This is a genomic window from Microbispora sp. NBRC 16548, from assembly GCF_030268985.1.
Classification (GTDB): Bacteria; Actinomycetota; Actinomycetes; order Streptosporangiales; family Streptosporangiaceae; genus Microbispora; species Microbispora catharanthi.
On record NZ_BSSF01000007.1, the window covers coordinates 239,280 to 263,976 of the forward strand.

Sequence of the window (24,697 nt, forward strand, 5' to 3'; positions counted from 1 at the left end):
GAAGCGACGGACCCGGATCAGGCGCGGACTTTGACGATCCCGCAGCCGATCCTGGCACCGGCGTCGCCGGTCTTGCGCGTGGTCGCGTCCGGGCCCGTGGCGCCGGTGCCGTCGGGCCGGTGGAAGTACCTGTCCGGGATGTGCGCGAAGTTGTCCGGCCCGGCGTGCACCACGAACGCACTGCCGTTGGCGTCGCCCAACTGCTCCAGCGTGAACCTGTCGGTCACGAACGACGCGGAGGCGGTGCCGTCGGCGGCCACCAGCAGCGGCGGCATGTCCCCGGCGCCGTCGCCGTGCTCCCCGGGGCCGAGGTGGCTTCCGGCGCTGGTGAACGCGCTGCCCGTCGCCCGGTCGACCGAGCGCGCGTCGCACACGCCGTTGGCGTGGACGTGGAAGCCGTGAAACCCGGGAGTGAGTCCCCGCACGCTGACGCTGACCCTCGACTTCTTCGCGTCGTACCGCTCGACCCGCACGGTGCCGAGGACGCGCCCCGCGGTGTTCTTGATGACGGCGGTCGCCGACTGACCCGCCGACTCACCGGCTGATCCACTGGGGCGGGCCTGCGCGGCGGAGGCCGCCGCCATCCCGGCGGACAACCCCGGTACGGCCGGGGCGGCCGCGGCGGCGAGTCCCAGGGCGAGCCCGGCGGCCAGGGCGAAACGGGTTGTGCGGGGCATGGTCGCTCCTCCTCAGACACTCGTTGCCTGCGACAGCAGAGCACGGCCGGGTGCGGCGGGGAGCGGCACACGACGCCATCCGTAACGGCCGTTTACCCGCTCTTGCCCTGCGGTCCCCGCCGGACTAGGCGGTGACGGGCGCGTCCCAGTCGATGTGGTGCAGGTGGACGGGGGCGAACATCTGCTCGGGGGTCGGCATGGCGGGCCGGTCGCCGGCCTGGCCGGCCTTGGCCTTGTTCTTGGCCGCGGCGTCGCCGCCGACCATCTCCACCCGAGGGCGGCGGAGACGCTCGAACGCCCCGAAAGCCCCGTGCAGCGGCAGGTCGCGCAGGCAGCGGGCCAGTTCGACGGCGCTCTCCACCGCCAGAGAGGCGCCCTGCCCGGAGCTGGACGACGGGGCGTGGGCCGCGTCGCCGACGAGGACCATGCGGCCGCGGTGCCAGTGCGGCACCGACGGCATGCGCTCCATTGGGCCGGTGATCATGAGGTCGCCGGGGTCGGTGCCCGCCAGCAGCTTCTCGCCAGGGACGTGACCGGCGTAGAGGTCGCGCAGGGGGGCCAGCCAGTTCGCGGCGGGAACGCGGACGACCTCGGCGTAGGTGAGGGGCTCGGTGCGGGGCAGGCTCGCGAACCAGCAGATCCGGCCGTCGGGCAGTCGCCAGTAGCCGATGAAGGTGCGGCCGAAGGCGAAGTACATGACGCCCGGCTCGGCCCGTACGCCGCCGTCGTCGGCGTAGCCGCCGAAGCTGAGGACCCCGCCGTACTCGGGGCCGGGAGCGCCGGGGTCGATCAGGGTGCGGACGGTGGACCGGATGCCGTCGGCGCCGATCAGCACGTTGGCGGTGGCGGTGGTGCCGTCCGCGAACGTGGCGGTCACTCCCTCGGAGGTCTCCTCGGCGGAGACGAGTCGCTTGCCGTATTCGATCCGCACCCCCGCCGCCACCGCATGATCGGCCAGTGCCCGGAAGAGGGCGGCGCGCGGCATCGCCAGGGTGGGCGGCAGGCCGGGGAATCCGCCGAACTCGGCGAGCCGGTTTCCGGCGCCGTCGGCCATCACCACGCCGGGGACAGGCTGACCCACTGCCCGCACCGCCTCGTACGCTCCCACGATGCGCAGCGCGTCGAGCCCGTTCGGGGCCAGGCTGAGCATCGCCCCGACGCCGTCCGCGGCGCTGTCGTGGGCCTCGTACACGGTCGCCCGGATGCCGGCTCTGGCCAGGGCGAGCGCCGTCACGGGCCCCGCGATGCCGCCGCCGATCACCAACGCGCTGGTCACCTTGCTCATGCTCACCACTCCTCGTCTGCCGCGAGCCGTTGATCGCTCGCAGTAGGAATAGTTGCATTGCAACTAGTTGCTCGTCAACTAGTTCGTTTGAGGCTAGGATCGGGGACATGAGCGCTTCCCTCCGTAGTTCCCCGCTCGCGCTGACCGTGCTGGCGCTGCTGCACCACGAGCCGATGCACCCGTACGCCGTGCAGCGGCTGATCAAGCAGTGGGGCAAGGACCAGGTCGTCAACGTGAGCCAGCGGGCCGGGCTCTACCGCACGATCGAGCGGCTACACGCCGAGGGGCTGATCGCGGTCCGCGAGACCACCCGCGACCCGGCCTATCCGGAGCGGACCGTGTACGAACTCACCGACGCGGGACGGCACGTCGCCCGAGAGTGGCTCGACCAGATGCTGGCCGTGCCCAAGCAGGAGTTCCCGCAGTTCCCCGCCGCTCTGTCACACCTGATGATGATTCCGCCGGAAGACGCGCTGCGGCTGCTGGAACGCCGTGCCGAGCGGCTGGCGGAGACGAGGGCGGGCCTGGAGACCGCCCTGGCGGCGCAGGCGGGCGACCTGCCCAGGGTCACCGCCATCGAGAGCGAGTACATGCTCGCGGTCACCGACGCGGAGGAGCGCTGGCTCCGGTCGGTCGTAGACGACCTGCGCGCGGGCCGGCTGACCTGGCCCACAGGAGACATAGGAGACACAGGAGAGTCCTGACAAAAGCACGAAGCCCCCGCCGATCGTTCGGCGAGGGCTTCGACGCCCGGCCCGCACACAGGCCGGGGCGGGATCAGCTGCCGCGCTTGGCGCGAGCGGCGGCGCGGCCACGGCTGGACGCGTCGAGGACGACCTTGCGGATGCGCACGGTCTCCGAGGTGATCTCCACGCACTCGTCGTCGCGGATGAACTCCAGGGCCTGCTCCAGGGACAGGACGCGCGGCGGGATCACCTTCTCGGTCTCCTCGCTGGTGGAGGAGCGCATGTTGGTGAGCTTCTTCTCCTTGGTGATGTTCACGTCCATGTCGTCGGAGCGGGAGTTCTCCCCGACGATCATGCCCTCGTACACCTCGGTGCCGGGGGAGACGAACAGCGTGCCGCGCTCCTGCAGGTTGAGCATGGCGAACGCGGTGACCTGGCCCGCGCGGTCGGCGACCAGCGAGCCGTTGTTGCGGGTGCGCAGCTCGCCGAACCACGGCTCGTACGTCTCGAACACGTGGTGCACGAGGCCGGTGCCGCGGGTCTCGGTGAGGAACTCGGTGCGGAAGCCGATCAGGCCGCGCGCCGGCACCAGGAACTCCATGCGGATCCAGCCGGTGCCGTGGTTGGTCATGTGCTCCATGCGGCCCTTGCGTACGGCCAGGAGCTGGGTGACGGCGCCCAGGTACTCCTCCGGGCAGTCGACCGTGAGGCGCTCGACCGGCTCGTGCACCTTGCCGTCGACGACCCTGGTCACGACCTGCGGCTTGCCGACGGTCAGCTCGTAGCCCTCGCGGCGCATCTGCTCCACGAGGATCGCCAGGGCCAGCTCGCCGCGGCCCTGCACCTCCCAGGCGTCCGGGCTCTCGGTGGGCAGCACGCGCAGCGAGACGTTGCCGACCAGTTCCTTGTCGAGACGGTCCTTCACGAGGCGGGCGGTGACCTTGGCGCCCTTGACCTTGCCGACCAGGGGGCTGGTGTTGGTGCCGATCGTCATGGAGATCGCCGGCTCGTCGACCGTGATCAGCGGCAGCGGGCGCGGGTCGTCGGGGTCGGCCAGCGTCTCACCGATCATGATGTCCGGGATGCCGGCGATCGCGATGATGTCGCCCGGCCCGGCCTCCTCGGCGGGCTTGCGCTCCAGCGCCTCGGTCATCAGCAGCTCGGAGATCTTGACGCGCTGCACGCTGCCGTCGGTGCGGCACCACGCGACCTGCTGGCCCTTGCGGATCGTGCCCTGGTGGACGCGGCACAGCGCGATACGGCCCAGGTAGCTGGAGGCGTCGAGGTTGGTGACGTGGGCCTGGAGCGGCGCGGACGGGTCGTAGACCGGCGCCGGGATCGTGTTCTTGATCGTCTCGAACAGCGGCTCCAGGTCGGGGGAGTCCGGCATGCCGCCGTCGGCGGGGCGCTCCAGCGAGGCCCGCCCGGCCTTGGCCGAGGCGTACACGATCGGGAAGTCGATCTGCTCCTCGGTGGCGTCGAGGTCGATGAACAGCTCGTACACCTCGTCGACGACCTCGGCGATGCGGGCGTCCGGCCGGTCCACCTTGTTGATGCACAAGATCACCGGCATCTTCGCGGCGAGCGCCTTGCGCAGCACGAAGCGGGTCTGCGGCAGCGGGCCCTCGGAGGCGTCCACCAGCAGCACCACGCCGTCCACCATCGACAGGCCGCGCTCGACCTCGCCGCCGAAGTCGGCGTGGCCGGGCGTGTCGATGATGTTCAGGGTCATGCCGCCGTGCCTGACCGCGGTGTTCTTCGCGAGGATGGTGATCCCCTTTTCGCGCTCCAGGTCGTTGGAGTCCATGACCCGCTCGTCGACGTCCTGGTTGGCCCGGAACGCGCCGGACTGCCATAGCATGGCGTCGACCAGCGTGGTCTTGCCGTGGTCGACGTGCGCGATGATCGCGATGTTCCGCAGGTCGTCGCGGGTGTTCATAGGCATAGTGAAGTTCTCGCTCTGGTTCGTCGGGGTGTCGTCCGCGTCCCGGGACCGAAGCGAGACGCACATCCGCCGCATGACACGGCCTACCCATTTTAGTTGATCCCGATCGCCGCTACACGCCGCCGCCTTAAGGGACCCTCGATGGCAACGCCGTCGGCGCGAGTCGCATTCCATCCTGCCTAAAGGCTTGCCGTACGGGCAGGTGAGCCGGCTGTGACGGATGAAGGTCTCGTGCTGCTGATCGCCTGGGCCGAGTTGCTCGTGCCGATCCTCGTCCTCGCCTACCTCCTGCTGCGGCGGCGCACATGATCGCGTCGGCGCGGCCGGCGCCGCTCGCCCTCCTGACGGCACTCCTGCTGTCCGCCTGCGTCAGCCCCGCGTGGGACGACCACGACTACGCGCTCAAGGCCGGGAAGACGGCCGAGTCGGCCGTCTCGGCCGTGCGCTTCGCCCGGTCCGCCGTGGCGTACCGCGACCGGATGACCGGGCCGTACGCCGAAGTCGTGCTGACCGAGGCGGTGCAGGACCTGAGCAGCGTGAACGACCAGTTCGGCGGCGTGCAGCCGCCCTCGGACGCCTCCGACCGGATCAGGGACGAGGTGCTGCGCCTCACCGAGAAGGCCGAGAGCGAGGTGGAGGACCTGCTCATCCAGGCGCGCCGCGACGGGGTGAAGGACCCGAAGGCGGCCGCACGGGAGCTGGACAGGCTCGCGAGCGAGCTGAGCGACTTCGCGGAGAAGCACAAGTGAAGAAACTGATCGCGGTCACGCTCGGCATCCTGACGGCCTTCGGCGGCTTCGTGGACATCGGCGACCTCGTCGCCAACGCCGTCGTGGGAGCGAGGTTCGGGATGTCCCTCGCATGGGTGGTGATCGTCGGCATCATCGGGATCTGCGTCTTCGCCGAGATGTCCGGCAGGATCGCGGCGGTGTCGCAGCGGCCGGTCTTCGACCTCGTCCGCGAGCGCATGGGGCCCCGCGCCGGGCTGGTCAACCTCGGCGCCTCGTTCTTCATCAACGTGCTCACGCTCGCGGCCGAGATCGGCGGCGCCGCGCTCGCGCTGGAGCTGGTGACCGGTCTCAACTATCTGCTGTGGGTGCCGCCCGTGGCCCTGGTCGCCTGGCTGGTGATGTGGCGGGTGAAGTTCGAGACCATGGAGCGCGTCTTCGGGCTGGCCGGGCTCGCGCTCGTCGTGTTCATCGTCGCGCTGTGGCAGCTCGGGCCCGACTGGGGCGAGCTGACCACGCAGCTCGTCCAGCCGCCGCAGGACGAGGGCGTGCCGACCTACCTCTACTACGCGATCGCGCTGCTCGGCGGGGCGATGACGCCGTACGAGGTGTTCTTCTTCTCCTCGGGCGGCGTCGAGGAGAAGTGGACGCGCAAGGATCTGGTGACGGCGCGGGCCAACGTGTTCGTCGGCTTCCCCCTCGGCGGCGTGCTGTCGCTGACGATCGCGGCGTGCGCGGCGACCGTCTTCATGCCGGTCGAGGCCGAGCCCGACTCGCTCGGGCAGATGGTGCTGCCGGTCGCCGAGGGACTGGGCAAGATCGGGCTCGGGTTGGTGATCCTCGGGGTGTTCGCGGCCACGTTCGGCGCGACGCTGGAGACCGCCCTGTCGTCGGGCTACTCGCTGAGCCAGTATTTCGGCTGGCAGTGGGGCAAGTATGTGGTGCCGGGCCGCGCCGCCCGGTTCCACGTGACCGTGCTGGCCTCGGTGATCGTCGCGACCGCGCTGATCCTCACCACCATCGATCCGATCAAGGTGACCGAGTATTCGCTGGTCTTCTCGGCCGCGGCCCTTCCACTCACCTACCTGCCGGTTCTCATGATCGCCAACGATCCCGACTACATGGGGGAGAAGGTCAACGGCAGATTCAGCAACGTGCTGGGAAGTTTCTACATGGTGCTGCTTCTCGTCGTGGCGCTCGCGGCCATCCCCCTGATGCTCGCGACGAAGGCGGGACAGTGACGGCCGGGTACGCGAGGAGGTGAATGGTCAGTGAGTGAGCCGGCACGGGTGCTGCACGCCCGCCTGCACCTGCTCGACCGGCAGGTCGTCAGGGAGAGCGACGACCGCCTGCTGTGCAAGGTGGACGACCTGGAGGTGCGGCCGGGCGACCGGCCGTACGTCACGGCGATCCTGTCGGGGCCGCTGGCGCTCGGTCCGCGGCTGGGCGGCCTGCCGGGATGGCTGATGACCGAGACCGACCGGCTGTTCCGGAGGGAGGAGAGGCCGGGGCCGTACCGCATCGAGATGGGCGTGGTGACCGGGATCGGCAGCGCCGTACGGGTGGCCGGCGACCGGCAGGATCTGGCGCTGGAGCGCTGGCTGACCAGGAACGTCGTCAGCCGGATCCCGGGAGCGGCCGGTACCGAGGGACAGGAGGCCCCGGAGAAGACCCTCCAGGTGCGGGAGAGGTGGGAGGACAGGCCGGACACCATGCGGCTCGGCGGACTGCTCGGCCGCACCGTCCGCGGTCCGTCGGGGGAGGTCGCCGGCGAGACGGTGGACGTCCGCCTGGTCCAGGACGGGCCGCTGCTCGCGGAGGTCCGTCAGGCGTTCCGGCTGGCCGGGCTGCTGATCGCCCGGCGGCGTGCCGGGCAGCTCTTCGGGTACGAGCGCGGCCCCGGGCTGTGGCGGCCGTCGTTGCTCGGCGCCCTCGTGCGGCGCATGCACGGCGAGATCCGGTACGCCGAGTGGGACCAGATCGAGTCACTCGACGACGAGGAGGTCAGGCTGGGGGTGGTCTGGGACCGGCTGCGCTCGACGGCCGACCTGTGAGAGATCCCCGTCGCACAGGGGGTGAAGCGGTGGGAAATAAGGTCGGGGGCATGGCTCTCGCTGCTGCTTTCGGGGCGATGCTGCGCACGGCGGACGGTGTCCGCATCGACGCGGCGCACACGCCCAACGGCTCCCTCGATCTCGGAATCGTGGTCGCGCACGGCTTCACCGGAACGTGGAGAGGGCCGGACACGCGGCGCATCGTGCACGTCCTGTCGAGGTTCGGCGGCGTGGTGTCGTTCGACTTCCGGGGGCACGGCCGCTCCGGCGGCCGGTCCACGGTGGGCGACCTGGAGGTCCTCGACGTGGACGCGGCGGTCAAGCACGCCCGCGCCATCGGCTACCGCCGGATCGCCACGGTCGGCTTCTCGATGGGCGCCGCGGTGGTCGTCCGGCACGCCGCGCTGCACCGGGGCGTGGACAGGGTGGTGTCGGTGAGCGGCCCGGCCCGCTGGTACTACCGGGGCACCAAACCCATGCGCCAGGTCCACTGGGCGATCGAACGCTGGCACGGCCGGCTGGCGGCCCGGCTGGCCAAGCGCACCAGGATCGCGGGCGGCGGATGGGATCCCGTCCCGCTCCCGCCGTACGAGGCGGCGGCGCTGGTCGCGCCCACACCGCTGCTGATCGTCCACGGCGACAGCGACCCGTTCTTCCCCACCGAGCACGCCTACCAGTTGTACGAGTGCGCCGCCGAGCCGAAGGAGTTGTGGATCGAGCCCGGCTACGGGCATGCGGAGGCGGCGGCCACCCCTGACCTGGTCCGGAAAATTGGTCACTGGATCTCGCGAACCAAAACCCGATAAGGGTCGTCTATACGGGTTGTGCGGATTCGGAACCCCTCCATCCGCGCCGCCGATTGGGGGATCGGCGCACACCTTCACAGGGTGTGGCCCAGCGTCGCGGGGGCGCGCTGGGCGGTTTCACCGGCCCGGTGCGGCACGCGCGCCGCACCGGGCCGGAGGGACGCGTTCCTCCCACGCGTTCAGCCCACGCGTTCTCCCGGGACGCGTTCAGCCCAGGCGGGCGATGGACTTGGTCTCCAGGTAGGCCGACAGGCCCTCGGGTCCGAGCTCCCGGCCGAGGCCGCTGGCCTTGAAGCCGCCGAACGGCGTGTTCGGGTCGAGCGTGTGCATCATGTTGACGCCGTAGGTGCCGGTGCGCACGCGGCGGGCGATGTCCATCCCGTGGTCGGTGTCGGCGGTCCAGACCGAGCCCGACAGGCCGTAGTCGCTGTCGTTGGCGATCCGCACCGCGTCCGCCTCGTCCTCGTACGGGATCACCGCCAGCACCGGGCCGAAGATCTCCTCACGGGCGATGCGCATGTCGTTGGTGGCCCCGGCGAAGACGGTCGGGGCGACGTACCAGCCCCGGTCGTACGGCCGGTCGAGGCCGCCGACCACGGGCTTGGCGCCCTCCTCGATGCCCGTCCTGATGTAGCCCTCGACCCGTTCCTGCTGCCGCCTGGCCACCAGCGGCCCGATCCCGGTGGCCGGGTCGGCGGGGTCGCCCACCTGCTGGCTCGTCACCATCTCGGCGACGGCCTGGACGACCTCGTTGTAGCGGTTGCGGGAGGCGAGGATGCGGGTCTGCGCGACGCACGCCTGGCCGTTGTTCATCAGCGAGGCCATCGACAGGAAGCCCATGGCCGAGGGCAGATCGCAGTCGTCCAGGATGATCGCGGCCGACTTGCCGCCGAGTTCGAGCGTGCAGCGCTTGAGCTGCTCGCCGCAGATCGACGCGATCCTGCGGCCGGCGGCGGTCGAACCGGTGAAGGCGACCTTGTCGACGTCCGGATGAGAGACCAGGTGCTCGCCCGCCTCGCGGCCGGCCGCGACGATGTTGACGACCCCGGCGGGGATGCCGGCCTCCCTGATCATCTCGGCGAGCAGGTAGGAGTCGAGCGGCGTCTCGGGAGCGGGCTTGAGCACCACGGTGCAGCCCGCGACGAGCGCCGGGGCCAGCTTGGTCATGGTGACGAACTGGGGGACGTTCCAGGGGACGACGGCCGCCACCACGCCGACCGGCTCGCGTCGGACGATCACCGGGCCGAACAGGCCGGGCCGCTCCTCCTCCTCGGGGAGCGTCGCGCCGAGGCCGGCGAAATACCTGAGCATGCCCAGCGGCTGCGGCGCCTGGGCGAGCTGGGAGAACGTGATCGGAGAGCCCATCTCCGTCGTGATGATCTCCGCCATCTCGGCCTGGCGCGCCTCGTAGACGTCCGCCAGCCGTCCTACGATCGCCGCGCGCTCGGCCATCGTCATCCGCGGCCAGGGCCCGTTGTCGAAGGCGTCCCTGGCGGCCGCGACGGCCCGGTCCATGTCGGCGGCGGTGCCGTCCGGCACGCGGCCGACGACCTCCTCGCTGTGGGGAGAGATCACCTCGATCGTGCCCGTGCCCGCGGGGGCCACCCAGTCGCCCCCGATGAACAGCGTGTCGTGCTGCAGCATGCCTGCCTCCTGATCGGGCGCTTCTTCGCGCACTCTGTCAGACCGACCCATGTCAGACCGAACCATGTTCTGCTCGGCCTTGGCAAGAGCTGCCGGGGTCCGGCCCGCGCCGGGCGGCGCGGGCCGGACCGCGGGTCCTACGGCAGCGCTCGCCCGAGGAGATGCGCCATGGCCCGGCGGACCAGGTCCGTCCGCATCGCCTGAGTCGTCGCGCCCTCCGCGCCGAAGCCGAAGTAGACCGTGTCCTTCGTGGTGATGCCCGCGCCGTCGTCGAGCGTGCGGTCGCTGCGCGCCCAGTCGTTCAGCGCGGCCGCCGACCCGGGAGGCGGCCCGGCGACGGTCCAGCCGCCCAGGTCGTCCTCGAACGAGGTCTCCGCGACGGTCGCGCCGTCGGCCCTGACGGCCACGTCGTCCAGCCACACACCGAGGCCCTGCGTCCCCCAGTCGCTGATGTAGGAGATCGACACCTCGACCTTCTTGCCCGCGTACGCCGTCAGGTCCACCGACCACTGCTGCCAGCCGTTCGACGAGCCGGTGGCCGCGTGCCACGCGCCGGTCGTGCCGGTTGGAGTGCAGGACGACGCGCCGTCGTACGTCTGGTAGTGGGCGGTGAACGGATGGATGTCCACCCAGCCGGCGGCGCAGCTGTCGCCCGCCTCCTGCGAGGTGTGCCCGTTGGCGTCGGGCAGCGTCGTCCAGTCGTCCTGGCCCGCCGTGTGCGCCTCGACGGTCAGGAAGTCCCAGTTCGGCTCGGTGTTGTACGACGTCCAGAACGACAGCTCGCCACTGGTCTTGCCGGTGAGGTCGATCGTCCTCGTCAGGCGCTTGTAGGACACGTCCGCCTGGCCGCTCTGCACGTCCCAGGAGCCGGTGCGCGGGCTGAACGGCGATCCCGCGCCGTACTGCCACTTGAGCGGGGCCGAGCTGGCGAACTGCGGGAACCGGTCGGCCGGCAGGACCGAGGAGGTCGTGACGAACGAGGAGGTGCGGTCCTGGTTCCCGGGCGAGTCGCCGCCGTTGAGCGTGCCGGTGAAGCCGGCGAAGGCGCCGCCGGCGCCCCGCAGCGGCAACGTGTTCCCGCCGGCGTCCTGGCCGCCGCCCTCCACGTAGGTGTAGGCGCCCAGGTAGTACTGCACGAAGTCGTTGCTCAGCGAGAGGCACGGCGGCTTGCTCAGGGTCGTGCACTCGGGTTGCGCCGGGTAGTCCGGCTCGTACCAGTAGGAGCCGTTCGTGTTCTGGGCGTACAGCGCGTACTTGCCGGTGGAGAGCAGCTTGCCGCCCTCGTTGAGGTAGTCGCGGAACGCCAGCTCCAGGGACTCGGCCAGATTGGCGGCGCTGCCGCCCGGCTGCCCGGACGCACGGGGGATGATGTCGTCGCCCGTCTCCCAGACGACGGCCTTGTAGTGGCTGAGGACCCCGAGCGGGTGGGGCGCCTTGCGGCCGTTCTTGTCCACGTCGTACACGTCGGAGGAGTAGCCGGCCTCCGCGAGCGCCTTGGCGTAGTCGTCGGCGTACTTCGCCTCCGTGACGCCCTGGGCCGGGCTGATGCCCGTGACGTCCTCCGCCGCGACGATGAGGACCTTGCCGCCGATGTCGGTGGCGACCTTGTAGGTGAACTCCTCGCTCTTCTCCGTGAGCGAGCGGAACCACACCTTCACGGTGTCGCCGGGTTTCGCGCCCTTGACCGTGCCCCTGAGCTGGTGGAAGTAGGTGTCGTAGCCGTCGCCGTACCGCTCTCCGCCCTTCCACTCGGAGGTCGGGGCGATCTTGGTGCGGCCGCCGTTGATCTGGTAGTCGAGGAACACCGGCCCGAGCTTGCGCTTGGCGTCCACCTGCACGACCTGGTCGGTGCCGTAGCTGACGTCGAACGGGTCCACGACGAAGTCGGGCACGGTGTTGCCGAGGTGGCTGACCGGCTCACTCGGGTTCGGCGCCGACTTCAGGACGTCGAGCGCGAAGGGAAGCTGTTTCTCGAACTCGGCCTGCACCAGCGCCTCGTCGTCGGGGAAGACGAAGCCGCAGCCGTCGCAGCCCTCGTCCAGCTCCGGCGTCCAGGCGAGCGTGCCGTACGCCTTGTGGGCGTGGTCGGTGGTCTCGCCGTTCGTCGTGTAGAGCTCGGCGCCGACCCCCGGGTCGAAGCCGGGGACGGCCGGGTTCTCGTCGGTGCCGGTCAGCGCCAGGTAGACGGGGTCGTCCGCGGTCTTCGTCTCGACCTGCCAGCCCTCGGGATACAGCAGCAGCGGGCCGTAGGAGTGGTAGTTGACCTGTGCCTTGAAACGCAGCCGCTTGAGCAGGCCGTCCATGGCCCGGGTCTCGGGCTCGGACACCGCGCCGGTGCCGCGGTAGGTCTCGCTGCTGAGGACGCTGGAAGAGCCCTCTTCGTCGTACCCCCAGCGGGTGGGGAAGTTGCGGTTGAGGTCGACGCCGTCGTTGCCCGTGATCTGGCCGTCGCCGTCGTTGTCCCGCAGGTTCTTGCGCCAGAGCCGGTTGCCCTCGGTGAAGGTGAAGTCGTAGCCGTCGGGGTTGGCGACCGGTACGAACCACACCTCGGTGGTGGTCAGCAGCCGGCCGACGTCGGATGTGCCCTTGTTGGCCACCAGATACTTCAGCAGCCGCATGTCGACCTCGGTCGCGATCCACTCACGGGCGTGCTGGGTGGCCGAGTAGAGCACCGACGGCTTGACGCCGTCGGGCAGCACCCGGGCCAGCTTCGTCAGCTTCAGCGCGAGGATGTCCTTCCCCTGGAGGGTCTTGCCGATCGTCTCCAGCTTCGCGATGTCCTTGTTGGCGTCCGCGATGGATCGGAGCTGGTCGGCGATCCCGCCCTTCTCCGAGTAGGACTTCCAGACGGTGTATCCGCCGGCCGCCTGCGCCTTCGCGGCCTGCGACTGCGTCTGGCCCTGCGGGTTGCGCACCGGCTGCGGCCGGTAGCCGAGGATCTGGAGCTTCTTAAGCTCGGCGGGGGTCGCCGTCAGTTCGACGTGCTCCTTGTCGCCCGCGAGGTGCCGCTGGACGACGTCGAAGCCCTTCTGGGTCAGCGTGCCCGAGGTGCCGGGCGCGCTGTCGAGCTGGTAGAGGTCGGCTTGGTCCCCTGGGGGGAGCGGATCGCCCTGGCCGGCCTGCGCCGGGGAGACCGGCAGCAGGAGCGCCGCGCCGAGAGCAGCGGCGGCCAGAGTCGAGACGATCTCTCGTCGGGACATCGGTGAGCCCTTCGTGGGGGGTGACGATCTCCCGAATCTCTGTCGGGGGCAAATCGCGTTCAAGTGCGGTAAGGCGACGCGTAAGTCTCGAATTGGTCACAGCGCGGGGAATCCGGCGGTTGTCCGCTTTGGACCCAAGAGTTTCACCTGTTCCGGTAGCAGACAGTAAAGATCGTCTTCTATAGTTTCAGGCCGAATCCGAGTGGAGGTCGCGTGCGGTCGGGACGCTGGGCCAGGCTGGCGGTGGTCACCACCGCGCTGCTCGTCGCGCCGTCCCTCTCGGGCGCCGTCTCGGGTGCGCTCACCGCCGAGGCCGAGCCGGACCAGCAGGCCAAGCTCCGCAAGCTCACCCAGGAGGCCGCCGCACTCCAGAAGGAGTACCGCGGCGAGATCCTCAGCCTGGATGACGCGAAGAGGGCCGCGCAGAAGGCGTCCGGCAGGGTCAAGAAGCTGAAGGGGGACCTGCTCGCGGCCCAGCGGCAGGTGGCCGCCTTCGCCCAGACCTCGTACATGAGCGGGGGCGCGGACGCCTCCCGGCTCTTCTCCCTGTCGGTCGACCCGAGCGCACTGGCGACGCTGGCCTATCTCGGCAACGCCAGGACCGAGCGGCTCAACAGCGTCAAGGACCTCGTCGCCAAGCAGAGGAAGGCGGCCGCCTCGGCCGCCGACGAGATCGACAAGCTGCAGGCCCACATCAAGGAGCTCAAGTCGAGGCGTGGCGAGATCGAGCGGCTGATGGCCAAGTTCGGCTTCCAGACGCCCGACGCCGGCAGCGGCCTGACCCAGCGCCTGATCACCGTACGCAACGCGATCATGTCGCAGTTCCCGATGCCCTTCAGCGTGGGCTGCCTGCGGCCCGGCGACCCGGGAGAGCACGGCAAGGGCCGGGCCTGCGACTTCATGATGAGCAGCGGCGGCCGCATGCCCGACGCCGTGGCCAAGGAGCGCGGCGACGCTCTGGCGCAGTGGTGCATCCAGCACGCGAGCGAGTACGGAATCATGTACATCATCTGGCAGCAGCGCTATTACGACATGCGTACGCGTGCCGGTTGGCGGATGATGTCGGACCGCGGCGGCATCACCGCCAACCACTACGACCACGTTCACGTGTCGGTGCTCTGAACCTCCAGGAACTTCCGCAGCCAGTGGTAGGACGCCTTCGGGGTGCGCTGCTGGGTCTCGAAGTCGACGTGGACCAGTCCGAACCGCTGGTGGTAGCCCTCGGCCCACTCGAAGTTGTCCAGCAGTGACCAGACGAAGTAGCCCCGCAGGTCCACGTCCGCCTGGCGCATCGCCGTGATGTGGCCGTCGAGGTAGGCGATCCGCTCCTGGTCGTCCAGGCCGTCGTACGAGCAGCCGTTCTCCGTGATGTAGACGGGCGGCAGCGCGTCGCCGTACCGGGCCTTGAGGGAGTCGAGCAGTTCGCGCAGGCCGTCGGGGACGACGGGCCAGCCGAACGCGGTGGTGGGTACGCCGGAGATCTCCTCGAACCGGAACGGCAGGCCGTCCCCGCCGGGCCCGCCGATTCGTGTGGGGTTGTAGTAGTTGATCCCGAGCCCGTCGAGGGGCTGGGCGATCGCCTCCAGGTCGCCGGGCTGCACGGGGATCTCGACGCCGAACGCCGAGAGATCGGGATAGGCGCCGGTGAGGATCGGGTCGTTGAACAGCCGGTTGTGCAGGATGTCGTACGTCTCGGCGGCGGCAAGGTCCTCGGGGGAGTCCGAGACGGGCCAGACCGGAGTGCAGTTGTTGGTGATCAGCACCTGCTCCGCGCCGACCGCCCGCAGCGCCTGCGTGGCCAGGCCGTGCCCGAGCAACTGGTGATGGGCCACCGGCAGTGCGTCGAACATGAGCGCCCTGCCCGGCGCGTGTATGCCCAGGCCGTATCCCTCCACCATGTGGACGAACGGCTCGTTGAGTGTGATCCACATGCGTACGCGGTCGGCCAGCCGCTCGGCCACGACGGCGGCGTAGTCGGCGAAACGGCGGGAGGTGTCACGGTTGAGCCAGCCGCCCTCGTCCTCCAGCGCCTGCGGCAGGTCCCAGTGGAAGAGCGTCGGCACGGGAGTGATGCCGAGCTCGCACAACGCGTCCACGAGACGGTCGTAGAAGTCGAGCCCGGCCTGGTTCACCGCGCCGGTGCCGGTGGGCGTCACCCGCGGCCAGGCGATGGAGAAGCGGTAGGCGTTCACGCCGAGACCGGCGATCAGCGCCACGTCCTCGGGGTAACGGTGGTAGTGGTCGCAGGCCACGTCGCCCGTGTGCCCGTCGCGGACCTTTCCCGGCGTGTGGGAGAAGGTGTCCCAGACGGAGGGCCCTCTGCCGTCCTCGTTCACCGCTCCTTCGATCTGGTAGGACGCGGTGGCCGTACCCCAGAGGAACATAGTGCCGCCTCTCAGTTAATATGAGGAGAACTCATGTTAGCTCGGTTGTCCGAAAAGCGGGAGAGAATGGCGGAATGACAACAGGGGGAGCGTTGCGCCGACGGCCAGCACAGCGCCGCAGTCAGGAGCGGGTCGAGCGCATGCTGGACGAGTGCGCCCTGCTGCTCGACGAGGTGGGGTACGCCGCCCTGACCACCAAGGAGGTCGCCCGCCGGGCCGAGGTGCCGATCGGGACCTTCTATCAGTTCTTTACCGACAAGCAGAGCCTGGTCCGCGCGCTCGCGCTGCGGAACCTGGAGGCGTACCTGGACCGGATCGCGTCCCGGCTGGCCGCCGCGCCGCTGTCCGACTGGACCGGCGTCGTGGACCTGGTCGTCGACGAGTTCGTGCGCATGAAGCGGACCACGCCCGGCTTCGGCGTGGTGGACTTCGGCGAGGTGCTCGCCGCTCCCGGCGGCCCCGCCCTGCCCGGCACCCAGCGGATGCTCGACGAGGCGCTGGAGAACAACGTGGTCGTCGCCGACCGCCTGCGCTCCCTCATCGTGGACCTGCTCGGCGTGGCCCCCGGCGACGGCCTGTCCCGCGCCTTCGTCGTCGCCGTGGAGGCCGCCGACGCCGTGCTCAAACTGGCCTTCCGCGCCCACCCCGACGGCGACCCCGACCTCATCGCCGAATGCAAACGCCTCGTCCGCCGCTACCTTTCTGACCACCTTCACTAGGCCCCATGGAGACTGGCTGAAGGACTTGGGGCCGGAGCCGAAGCGGCGAAGGCTGTGCGCCTTGGACGCCCCATCGACTCCTCGCCTGTCGGGCATGCCGCAGTCGCGTCGGCTAGGACCGGAGGATCGCCTTCGCCTTGTCGAGGGCCGGGTCCTTGCCGGTGGACGCGTCCGCCGCGGTCAGCGGCGCGTAGTAGTCCGGTGGGACACCGACGCCGTCGATGATCTCGCCGTTCGCGCCGATGACGTGCTGCGACGGCAGTCGGATCAGGGTGTTGTCGTTGAGCGCGTACAGGTGGGCGGGACCGGAGTTGACTCCCGCCGTGCGGGTGCCCACGAGGGTGCCCAGGCGAAGGTCCTTGACGCCCGTCGCGAACATCTCACACGCGGAGGCGCAGCCGTCGTCGGTGAGGGTGACCATGGGCAGGTGCAGCAACGGGGTGTTGTCGTTGACGGGCTGGGGGTCGCAGGTGCCGTCGGCGTCGCAGAAGGAGACGGCTGCGGCGCCGTGGACGAACGCGCCCATCAGTGTGTTGCCCTCTTCCCCGACTCCGCCGTGGTTGCCGCGTAGGTCGAAGATGATGCCGGTGAGCTTGGTGGTCGCCTGGAGGCCGGCGATCGCCTTGAGGGCTTCCTGGGCGACGCCCGGGTAGAAGGCGTCGAAGCGGATGTCGGCGATGCTGCCGGCCACCAGGGTGGCGGTCACGTGCGGCTGAGGTTGCGCGGGCAGCGGTCCGGGGGTGACGCGCACGTGCAGGGTTCGGCCGGTGGCGGGCCGTCGTACGGTGAGGGTCACCGGGGTGCGCCGGGGGTACGCCGGATGGAGCGAGTCCACGACTCCCGGGTTGAGCAGGCCGTTGGTGAAGACCGGGACGCCGTTCACCGTCTCGATGACGTCTCCGGGCCTGAGCTTGGCCTTGGCGGCGGGGGTGCCGGTGCCGACCGTGGTGAGGAAGAGCGGCCCGGTGAAGTCCGGGGCGGTCTCGGCCGGAGGGAGGAGCCTGTTCAGGCCGATGCCCAGGCCCCACGGGTGGGCGCCCTGCGGGGCACCCGGGCCGCCGGGGGAGTAACCGGCGTGGTTGTCGTGCAGGGCGGCGAACATCCCCTGGATCGCGGCTCCGGCGAGCGAGGAGCGCAGCCCCTGGTCGTCCGGCACCGCGTCCAGCACCTCCTGGAGCCGCCGGCTGAAGAGCTGCCAGTCCTTGTCGCGGTCGCCCGTCAGCGCCGGCAGTACGGCGCCCGGCCGGTCGACACCGCGCTTGCGCAGTTCCCGGACGACGGCCTGGAAGGCGTATTGAAGCAGCGGGCGGTCGTCGAGCCGGGCACCGCCGTAGTAGTTGCCGAAGACGCAGTGGTACACCTGCTCCACCGTGCTGACGGAGGTCGGGGCCGGGTTCTGCGCGGGCGGCTGGGGTTTGGTCGGGTCGTACGGTATGCAGGCCGCTCGCCTGTCGGCGTGCTGCGCGGCCGTCGACGGGCTGGCGGACGCGGTCAGGCCGGTGACGAGAACGCTGCCGGCGACTACGGCGATTCCGGTCGCGGCCAGCGCGCGCCGCTGCCGGGACAGCCCGATCCGGCGGTTGCCGGGCCTGCGGCCGGCCGATGGGGCTTCGGCGGACGAGGGTTCCGCCGGTGTGTTGTTCATGCGGAGTGCTCCTGAACTAGCGTCGATCGTGCCGTGGACGTCGCCGCGGTCGGTGCGGCGGCGATGACGGACGTTCTACGCGACGGGCGGTTTCACGGCGGTTGCGTCGCCGCTACGGGAAAGCCGACCGTGACGACCAGGCCGCCCTCGGGTCGTGGAACGACGGTGAGGCCGGCGTCGTGGGCGGATGCGATGGCCGAGACGATGGACAGGCCCAGGCCGAACCCCTGCGACGACCCGCGGCGGCCGGTACGGGCCGGGCCGAGGCGCTGGAAGGGCAGGAGGATCCGCTCGACGGCGTCCGCGGGCACGACGGGGCCGGTGTTGGCGACCGTGAGGACGGCGCGTCCGGCCTGAGTACCGGTGGTGACGTCCACCTCCCCGCCGGGCACGTTGTAGCGGATCGCGTTGTCCAGCAGATTGGCTACCAGCCGTTCGGCGAGCGCCCGGTGGCCCGAGGAGACGGCCGCGCCGGTCGAGGGGCGCAGGGTCACCTGCCGCTCGTGCGCCGCGGTTGCCCGCGCGGCCACGGCTTCCCCGACGAGCCGGGCCAGGTCGAAGGGGTGGCGCTCGTCGAGGCCCGTGTGACCGCGGGCCAGGGTGAGCAGCGCTTCGATGAGCCGTTCCTGTTGCTGTCCGGCAGCGAGTATCCGTTCGTGGGCCGTACGCAGGGACTCGAGGGTCGGTTCCGGGTCGGCCAGGGCGACCTGGCCCAGCACGCGCTGGCGGGCCAGCGGCGTACGCAGCTCATGGGAGGCGTTGGCGACGAACTGCCGCTGCGCCCGGAAGGAACCTTCGAGCCGGGCCAGCAGCGCGTCGAACGTGTCGCTCAGCTCCCGCAGTTCGTCCCGCGGGCCGGCCAGGGCGAGCCGCCGGTGCAGGCTGGTCGCCGAGATGTCCCGTGCACTGGAGGTGATGGTCCGCAGCGGGCGCAGGACACGGCCGGCCACGACCCAGCCCAGCAGCACGGACGCCAATGACATCAGGCCCAGGGCGATCCCCGACTGGACCAGCAGGGTGTGCAGCATGGCGGACTTCTGGTGCGCCACGGTCTGTTGCACGTCCCTCTGCACGGCCGCCATCACGGCGTCCGTCGCTTCGCCGTCGCCGTGCGGTGGCCCCCAGTTTCCGGGTGCCTGGCCCGCCGGCGTGCTCGAGTTGGGGCTGGCAACCGTCACCGCCAGCTTCACGACGGCGGGCGGACGGTCGACGGCGCCGACCACCAGACCGTAGGTGACCGCGAGCAGCGCGGCGCCGGACACCAGGAACAGCCCTCCGTACAAGGCGGTCAGCCGCAGCCGTACGGTGCGGCGGGGCAGGCTCGCGCGCACGATCAGGCCGGTGAGCCGGCGCAGAGCAGCGGGCATGATGTCGCGGGCGGCGGCGGGGCCGTGGACGGGCATGTGAACGTGGCGACCTTTCGGCTGGATCCTGCGCTCTGCTCGGTCGGACGGCCCGCCGGCGTAGGCGACCGCGGGCAGGCCCGGGAGGACCGTGCGGGAGACCGCCGGACGCGACCGCTCGAACGGGCCCGGCCGCTTCGCCCGCACAATCTCTCAGATCCGGTAACCGCTCCTGGCCACCGTCTCGATGACCGGCGGCGCCCCGAGCTTGGCCCGCAGACGGCTGACGGTGATCTTCACGGCGCTGGTGAAGGGGTCGGCGGCCTCGTCCCAGACCCGTTCGAGCAGTTCCTCGGCGGAGACGGCACGGCCCCCGGCGGCGAGGAGCAGTTCGAGGACGCCGAATTCCTTGGGAGTGAGGGCCAGCGGCCGGCCGGCCCGTACGGCGGTGCGCCGGGCGCTGTCGACCAGGAGGTCGCCGTGGCGGAACACCGGCGGTACGGCGGGGTGCGCGCGGCGGGCCAGGGCGGCGATCCGGGCGACGAGGACGGGGAAGTCGAACGGCTTGGGGAGATAGTCGTCGGCGCCCAGGCCCAGCCCGTCCACGATGTCGTCGGCCGTGCCCGCGGCGGTGAGCATCAGTATGCGGCTGCGGCATCCGGCGGCGATCAGCGCCGCGCAGACCTCGTCGCCGTGCGTCCCGGGCAGGTCCCGGTCCAGGACGACCACGTCGTACGCCTCGCCGCCGGAGCCCAGCCGTTCCAGCGCCTCCGTACCGTCGAACGCCACGTCGACGGCCATCTGCGCGCGGCGCAGGCCCACCGCGACGACCTGTGCCATCTCCTCGTCGTCCTCGACGATGAGCACGCGCATCCCAGTGGCACCCCCTCTCCTGTCGTCGTCTCAGTGTCCCGCAGCCTCACCGGGCCGGCTCCAGCGCGGGCGGGCGAACCTCGCGGTCCACGCCGCACGCCACGATGGCACCGCCCTGTGACGACGGCACCGTCTGCCCCGAGACCAGGAAGAGGCCGTCCGCGTGGTGCCGTTCGAGATAGCCGACGTGATCGCGGACGAAGGGAGCGGCCTCTTCCTCGGAGCCCGTGTAGGTGACGATCAGCACGTGCAGTATGCCGTCATTCAAGCAGCCCGGCCGGCCAGGAGGCGGGTCGTGATGTCCGCCAGGCGTTCGCCCTGGTAGCGGGCGGCTGCGAGGGTCTCCTCGGACGGGGTGCCCGCGCCGCCCCGGTGGGCGGTGCCGTACGGGTTGCCGCCCGCGGGGTACACCACCGGGTCGGTGTAACCGGGCGAGACGATGATCGAACCCCAGTGGTGGAAGGTGTTGTAGAGGGCGAGGATCGTCGACTCGTTGCCGCCGTTGGCGTTGTGAGCGCTGGCGAAACCGGTGGCGGGCTTGTTGGCCATGACGCCCTGCTGCCAGATGCCGCCCGTGGTGTCGATGAACTGCTTGAGCTGTGAGGCGATGTTGCCGAAACGGGTCGGCGAGCCGAAGGCGTAGGCGTCCGCCCAGATCAAATCGTCCAGCGTGGCGACCTCGACGTCCTTGGCGGCCTCGACGTGTTCGCGCCAGGCCGGGTTGGCGTCGATGGCGGAGTCCGGTGCCAGTTCGGGGACCCGGCGCAGCCGGACCTCGGCGCCGGCCTTCTCCGCGCCCTCGGCGACCGCCTTGGCGAGCTGGTGGACGTTGCCGGTGGCCGAGTAGTAGATGACCGCGATCTTGGCACTCATGATGACGTCTCCTCCGAATGACGACGATCAACCGGATAGTTATCCGGTTCGATGGCAGTAAATCGGATAACAATCCGGTTCGCAAGCAAGGAGATTGGATCTCCGGTCCGGTAGCCTCGGGACCATGCCCCGCACCGAGCTTCCCGTCGCCGGACAGGCCCTGCCGGAGCGCGCGGACGCCGCCCGGAACCGGCGGAAGATCCTCGACGTTACCGCTCGCCTGATCGCGGAGCAGGGCCCGGAAGCCGTCACCATGAACGCCGTGGCGCACGCCGCGGGCATGGGCGTCGGCACCGTCTACCGCCGGTTCGGTGACGTGAGCCGCCTTCTGTTCGCGGTGCTCGACGACGGCGAGCAGCGCTTCCAGGAAGCCTTCATGACCGGTCCGCCGCCCCTTGGCCCCGGCGCTCCGCCTGCCGAACGGCTGCGTGCCTTCCTCCACACGGTCGCCGACCGGATCATCGAGCAGGGCGAAATCATGCGGGCGGCGGAGGCCGCCTCACCGGGAGCGCGCTACCAGAGCGGCGCCTACCTCACCATGCATACGCATGTGTCCGTGCTGCTGCGCGAGATGAGGCCCGAATCGGACCCCACGGTCCTGGCCCACTTGCTGCTCGCGCCGTTCGTGCCGAGCCTGTTCGAGCACCTCACTGTCGAACGTGGTCTGACCGGGGACCAGATCAAGGCCGGCGTCGACAGCCTGCTCGGGTTCTAGCGATGGCCGCCCGCCTCACCGAGATGACCGCGGCGTGACGACCCAGACGCCCGTGCCGTACATCGCCAGCCCGAGCGCGGCGAAGGCGGCGGCGACGGGGTAGCGCAGCCCGGGCGGCATGTATGTGGCCAGGAACCAGCTGTGGCGCAGCATGCCGTCGGCCACGAAGACGGCGGCGACGATGCCCTGGGGGACCAGCGGGATGGCGCCGAAGCCGAAGCACCACCAGGCGATCGTCTTCTGCGTCTTGGACAGCTGCTCGAAGCGGGACTTCACCGTCGTCTGCGGCTTGCGGCCGGTCCGCATCACGTCCAGCAGTTCCGGGCCGTGCGACCGCAGCCGCCGCTCGGTGAGCAGGCCGAAGCCCCAGTAACACAGCACGCCGGTCACGACGCCGACGGCCACGCCGGCCCAGCCGTACCGGAGCGCCGCCAGCGCCGCGGGTGCGCCCGTGAGCAGCACCAGCGCGAGCATCAGATAGGCCAGCCCGGTCAGGCCGCCGTCGTCCTCACTGGTACGCAGCGGGTTACCCGCGCGGCGATGCGGGTCGGTGCCGGGCACCAGCCCGTACACCGAGACCAGCGGCACCAGCCCGGCCGCGCCACCCAGAAGGGCGGGCAGCAATGCCAGGATCAGGGGCCACGGTCCACCGGTGACCGCGGTGAACGCCACGGTCAGCACGATCGCCACCGGCGCGTGTGCGGACAGCCAGGCCAGCTGTCTGCCGCGCACGTCGCTCGCGCTCGGCGTCAGCAGCGTCAGCCACAGTGCGGTGCCGTCGGTGCCGTACAGGTTGGCGGTCATGGCCGCGGCCATCACGATGAAGATCGGACCCGCGTACGGCAGCATGCCGTCCCAACCGAGGATCACCGGGCTGGCCGCGAAGCAGACGCCGTACGACAACGCGAAGGTCAGCTGGTGGTTGCGCACCAGGTCGCGCGACCAGGTGCGCAGCTCCTTGGCGACGATCGCGCCGTTGGCGGTCGCCGCCCGCATCGGGCGCCTGCCCCGCGTGGAGGGCCGCGCGGCGCCCGCACGCCTGCTGAGCAGCGCGGCCCACGCGCCCAGGAGCAGCAGCACCAGGAGGGCCAGCGCTCCAAGCGCCCACCACTCGCCCCGGACGGCCAGCAGCCCCCACCCGGAGGGCAGGTACCAGACCGCGGCGGGCACGCCGGTCTGGCCGAAGACCACGAAGAAGACCCAGATCTGGCCGAGCGCCGCCAGTATCGCGCCGTTGAGCACGCCCGAGGCGATCGCACCCGGCCGGGTGCGCAGCGCCAGCCCGACCAACGCCACGGAGACCTTCGACAGCAGCACGAAAACGGCCAGCTGCAGCACCATCGCCGGCACGGCCACCAGGGCGTTGGCGACGCCGAGCCGGACCCCCGCGACCAGCAGCCCGAGCAGGGCGGTCAGGCTCACCAGCGGCGCCACGCCGACGAAGGCCGAGACCAGCAGTCCGGCCGCCAGCCGGCGCGGGGGCAGGCCGAGCAGCGAGAAGTACTCCGGACGCAGCGTCTCGTCGCCGCCGCCCATGAAGATCGGGCCGAGTATCCAGCCCAGCAGCCAGACCGCGTATCCGGCAGCCGGCAGGTCCGGATCGGTGAAGGCCAGATAGACCGTTCCCGCCGCGAGCAGCGCGCCGAGCGCCGCGCCCGTTCCCGCGGTCTGCGCCCGCGTGCCATGGAAGGCGTGGCGCAGCATCGCGACCTTCATCCGGGCCATGGTCAGCGCGACAGCCACGACAGCTCCTTGACTCCGCTGTCCCGCTCGCCGACGAGTTCGACGAAGGTCTCCTCCAGCGAGCGTGCGCCGCGCACCTCGTCCAGCGTGCCGGCCGCGGCCACCGTGCCCCTGTCGATCACCGCGACGTGGTCGCACAACTGCTCGACCAGAGCCATGACGTGGCTGGACAGCACGATCGAGCCGCCGCCCGCGACGAAGCCGCGCAGGATCGTCTTGATCGTGGCAGCGGACACCGGATCGACCGCTTCGAACGGTTCGTCCAGCACCAGCAGCCGCGGCGCGTGCAGCAGCGCGGTGGCCAGCCCGATTTTCTTGCGCATGCCGGTCGAGTACTCGATGACCAGCGTCTTTTCCGCGCCGTCCAGCTCCAGCACGGCCAGCAGGTCCTCGGCCCGTCGCGCCACCACCTCCTTGTCCAGGCCCCGCAGCAGGCCCAGGTAGGTGAGCACCTCGCGCCCCGTCAGCCGCTCGGGCATGGCCAGCCCGTCGGGCAGCACCCCGACCACGGCCTTGGCCCGCTCCGGGGCGGACCAGACGTCCTCGCCGAAGATCGTGGCGCTGCCCTCGTCGGGTCGCAGCAGGCCGACGGCCATGGACAGGGTGGTGGTCTTGCCGGCGCCGTTCTGGCCGACGAGTCCGAAGAAGGAGCCCGGGGGGACGCTGAGGTCGATGGCGTCCACGGCGAGTTTGCCGCCGAATCGCTTGGTCAGCCGGCTGATCTCCAGCGCCGGGGTCATGAGGTTCTCCTCGTGGCGAGAGAAAAGACGGTGGACAGCTCGGCGGCCAGGGCGCGGAGGTCGAGGTCGGGGTCGTTCAGCAGGTGACCTGGAACGGCGTCGACGGCGCCGCGAATGGCGATCGCCATCGGCCGTAACGGGAAGTCCCGGAACTCACCGGTGTGCTGTCCCCAGGCCAGCACCTTCTCGATGTCGGTGAGCGCGGTTTCCTGTTGCTTGGCGTACGGGCCGTCGCGGTCGTGGGTGACGATCTCGACGAGCGCCAGCAGGGGTTCGCGGTGCAGGCGCATGAACTCGAGGTTCGTCTCGAAATACACGCGCAGCGCGTCGGCGGCGGTCGTCTGCGCCAGGATGCGCGGCACCATCAGGTCGGTGGCGAGCTTCACCACGTGGGCGACGACAGCGTCGATCAGTTCGTCCTTGCCGCCGAAGTGGTACGAGATGAGCCCAGGAGTAATCTTCGCGAGTTCGGCGATCTTCGCCATCGACGCCTGCCGGTAGCCGAGCGTCGCGAGGGCCCTGATGGTGCAGTCGATGATCTGCGCCCTCCGGGCGTCCTCGGTGAACGTCCGCTCTCCTGATGCCACGTTCAGGATCCTAAACGCTCATTCAAAAGCTCCACAAGATCTACAGACAG

The 24,697-nt window shown here is 70.6% G+C and carries 22 protein-coding genes; 8 read left to right on the forward strand and 14 right to left on the reverse strand.

The annotated features are described in order from the left end of the window. Positions 1-17: 17 nt before the first annotated feature. Positions 18-677: a superoxide dismutase family protein gene (locus QSK36_RS21295; protein ID WP_285783620.1), complete on the reverse strand. Its 660-nt coding sequence runs from the start codon at positions 675-677 to the stop codon at positions 18-20. 124 nt (positions 678-801) lie between these two features. Beyond that, on the reverse strand, positions 802-1,962 hold the full coding sequence (locus tag QSK36_RS21300; RefSeq protein ID WP_285783621.1) for an FAD-dependent monooxygenase: 1,161 nt from the start codon (positions 1,960-1,962) through the stop codon (positions 802-804). A gap of 107 nt (positions 1,963-2,069) precedes the next feature. Here QSK36_RS21300 and QSK36_RS21305 point away from each other — a divergent pair, with 107 nt between their 5' ends. Beyond that, on the forward strand, positions 2,070-2,666 hold the full coding sequence (locus tag QSK36_RS21305) for a PadR family transcriptional regulator (RefSeq protein WP_285783622.1): 597 nt from the start codon (positions 2,070-2,072) through the stop codon (positions 2,664-2,666). A gap of 73 nt (positions 2,667-2,739) precedes the next feature. On the opposite strand, the gene typA is transcribed toward QSK36_RS21305, so the two are convergent. Next, a complete protein-coding gene (gene typA / locus QSK36_RS21310) occupies positions 2,740-4,593 on the reverse strand; it encodes a translational GTPase TypA (protein ID WP_183540463.1) in 1,854 nt (617 codons plus the stop codon). Between the two features lie 305 nt (positions 4,594-4,898). Here typA and QSK36_RS21315 point away from each other — a divergent pair, with 305 nt between their 5' ends. Genes QSK36_RS21315 through QSK36_RS21330 form a run of 4 tightly spaced genes read left to right on the forward strand, consistent with a single transcriptional unit; the run spans position 4,899 to position 8,181 of the window. Further along, positions 4,899-5,342: a hypothetical protein gene (locus QSK36_RS21315; RefSeq protein ID WP_285783623.1), complete on the forward strand. Its 444-nt coding sequence runs from the start codon at positions 4,899-4,901 to the stop codon at positions 5,340-5,342. Further along, complete coding sequence (locus QSK36_RS21320; RefSeq protein WP_183540459.1) at positions 5,339-6,562, forward strand: NRAMP family divalent metal transporter; 1,224 nt, start codon at positions 5,339-5,341, stop codon at positions 6,560-6,562. The genes QSK36_RS21315 and QSK36_RS21320 overlap by 4 nt, the downstream gene beginning before the upstream one ends. Before the next feature lie 30 nt (positions 6,563-6,592). Beyond that, a complete protein-coding gene (locus QSK36_RS21325) occupies positions 6,593-7,375 on the forward strand; it encodes a hypothetical protein (RefSeq protein ID WP_285783624.1) in 783 nt (260 codons plus the stop codon). Between the two features lie 50 nt (positions 7,376-7,425). Then, complete coding sequence (locus QSK36_RS21330) at positions 7,426-8,181, forward strand: alpha/beta hydrolase (RefSeq protein WP_225898498.1); 756 nt, start codon at positions 7,426-7,428, stop codon at positions 8,179-8,181. A 207-nt stretch (positions 8,182-8,388) separates the two neighbouring features. Here QSK36_RS21330 and QSK36_RS21335 read toward each other — a convergent pair whose 3' ends face one another. Both QSK36_RS21335 and QSK36_RS21340 read right to left on the reverse strand, forming a co-directional pair. Continuing rightward, positions 8,389-9,825, reverse strand: coding sequence for an aldehyde dehydrogenase (locus QSK36_RS21335; protein ID WP_285783625.1), 1,437 nt, complete (start codon positions 9,823-9,825; stop codon positions 8,389-8,391). 137 nt (positions 9,826-9,962) lie between these two features. Further along, a complete protein-coding gene (locus QSK36_RS21340) occupies positions 9,963-13,025 on the reverse strand; it encodes a M14 family metallopeptidase (protein WP_285783626.1) in 3,063 nt (1,020 codons plus the stop codon). Positions 13,026-13,238: 213 nt separating this feature from the next. On the opposite strand from QSK36_RS21340, the gene QSK36_RS21345 reads away from it, so the two are divergent. Beyond that, complete coding sequence (locus tag QSK36_RS21345) at positions 13,239-14,147, forward strand: coiled-coil domain-containing protein (RefSeq protein ID WP_285783627.1); 909 nt, start codon at positions 13,239-13,241, stop codon at positions 14,145-14,147. On the opposite strand, the gene QSK36_RS21350 is transcribed toward QSK36_RS21345, so the two are convergent. Continuing rightward, the gene (locus QSK36_RS21350) at positions 14,129-15,409 is read right to left on the reverse strand and encodes a GH1 family beta-glucosidase (protein WP_285783628.1); all 1,281 of its coding nucleotides are present in this window, start codon (positions 15,407-15,409) and stop codon (positions 14,129-14,131) included. The two genes, QSK36_RS21345 and QSK36_RS21350, sit on opposite strands and share 19 nt — an antisense overlap. Positions 15,410-15,483: 74 nt before the next feature. On the opposite strand from QSK36_RS21350, the gene QSK36_RS21355 reads away from it, so the two are divergent. Beyond that, entirely contained in the window at positions 15,484-16,128 is a 645-nt protein-coding gene (locus QSK36_RS21355) for a TetR/AcrR family transcriptional regulator (protein WP_183540447.1), read from the forward strand. Positions 16,129-16,240: 112 nt separating this feature from the next. On the opposite strand, the gene QSK36_RS21360 is transcribed toward QSK36_RS21355, so the two are convergent. The 5 genes from QSK36_RS21360 to wrbA form a co-directional block, all read right to left on the reverse strand. Beyond that, complete coding sequence (locus QSK36_RS21360; RefSeq protein ID WP_285783629.1) at positions 16,241-17,773, reverse strand: S41 family peptidase; 1,533 nt, start codon at positions 17,771-17,773, stop codon at positions 16,241-16,243. A 92-nt stretch (positions 17,774-17,865) separates the two neighbouring features. After that, a complete protein-coding gene (locus QSK36_RS21365) occupies positions 17,866-19,176 on the reverse strand; it encodes a sensor histidine kinase (RefSeq protein ID WP_285783630.1) in 1,311 nt (436 codons plus the stop codon). Positions 19,177-19,329: 153 nt separating this feature from the next. Continuing rightward, positions 19,330-19,989, reverse strand: coding sequence for a response regulator transcription factor (locus tag QSK36_RS21370; RefSeq protein ID WP_183540441.1), 660 nt, complete (start codon positions 19,987-19,989; stop codon positions 19,330-19,332). Between the two features lie 46 nt (positions 19,990-20,035). Continuing rightward, positions 20,036-20,236 carry a YciI family protein gene (locus tag QSK36_RS21375; protein WP_285783631.1) on the reverse strand — a complete coding sequence of 67 codons (201 nt, stop codon included), beginning with the start codon at positions 20,234-20,236 and terminating at the stop codon, positions 20,036-20,038. Between the two features lie 17 nt (positions 20,237-20,253). Then, a complete protein-coding gene (wrbA, locus tag QSK36_RS21380) occupies positions 20,254-20,862 on the reverse strand; it encodes an NAD(P)H:quinone oxidoreductase (RefSeq protein WP_139580027.1) in 609 nt (202 codons plus the stop codon). 124 nt (positions 20,863-20,986) lie between these two features. Between wrbA and QSK36_RS21385 the strand changes: the two genes are divergently transcribed. Further along, positions 20,987-21,577: a TetR/AcrR family transcriptional regulator gene (locus tag QSK36_RS21385; protein ID WP_183540438.1), complete on the forward strand. Its 591-nt coding sequence runs from the start codon at positions 20,987-20,989 to the stop codon at positions 21,575-21,577. Between the two features lie 15 nt (positions 21,578-21,592). Here QSK36_RS21385 and QSK36_RS21390 read toward each other — a convergent pair whose 3' ends face one another. Genes QSK36_RS21390 through QSK36_RS21400 form a run of 3 tightly spaced genes read right to left on the reverse strand, consistent with a single transcriptional unit; the run spans position 21,593 to position 24,647 of the window. Beyond that, positions 21,593-23,320 carry a hypothetical protein gene (locus QSK36_RS21390; RefSeq protein ID WP_285783632.1) on the reverse strand — a complete coding sequence of 576 codons (1,728 nt, stop codon included), beginning with the start codon at positions 23,318-23,320 and terminating at the stop codon, positions 21,593-21,595. Further along, positions 23,305-24,060, reverse strand: a complete 756-nt coding sequence (locus tag QSK36_RS21395) for an ABC transporter ATP-binding protein (RefSeq protein WP_285783633.1) — start codon at positions 24,058-24,060, stop codon at positions 23,305-23,307. The genes QSK36_RS21390 and QSK36_RS21395 overlap by 16 nt, the downstream gene beginning before the upstream one ends. Then, entirely contained in the window at positions 24,057-24,647 is a 591-nt protein-coding gene (locus QSK36_RS21400; RefSeq protein WP_285783634.1) for a TetR/AcrR family transcriptional regulator, read from the reverse strand. Before QSK36_RS21400 ends, QSK36_RS21395 begins: the two co-directional genes overlap by 4 nt. Positions 24,648-24,697: the final 50 nt, after the last annotated feature.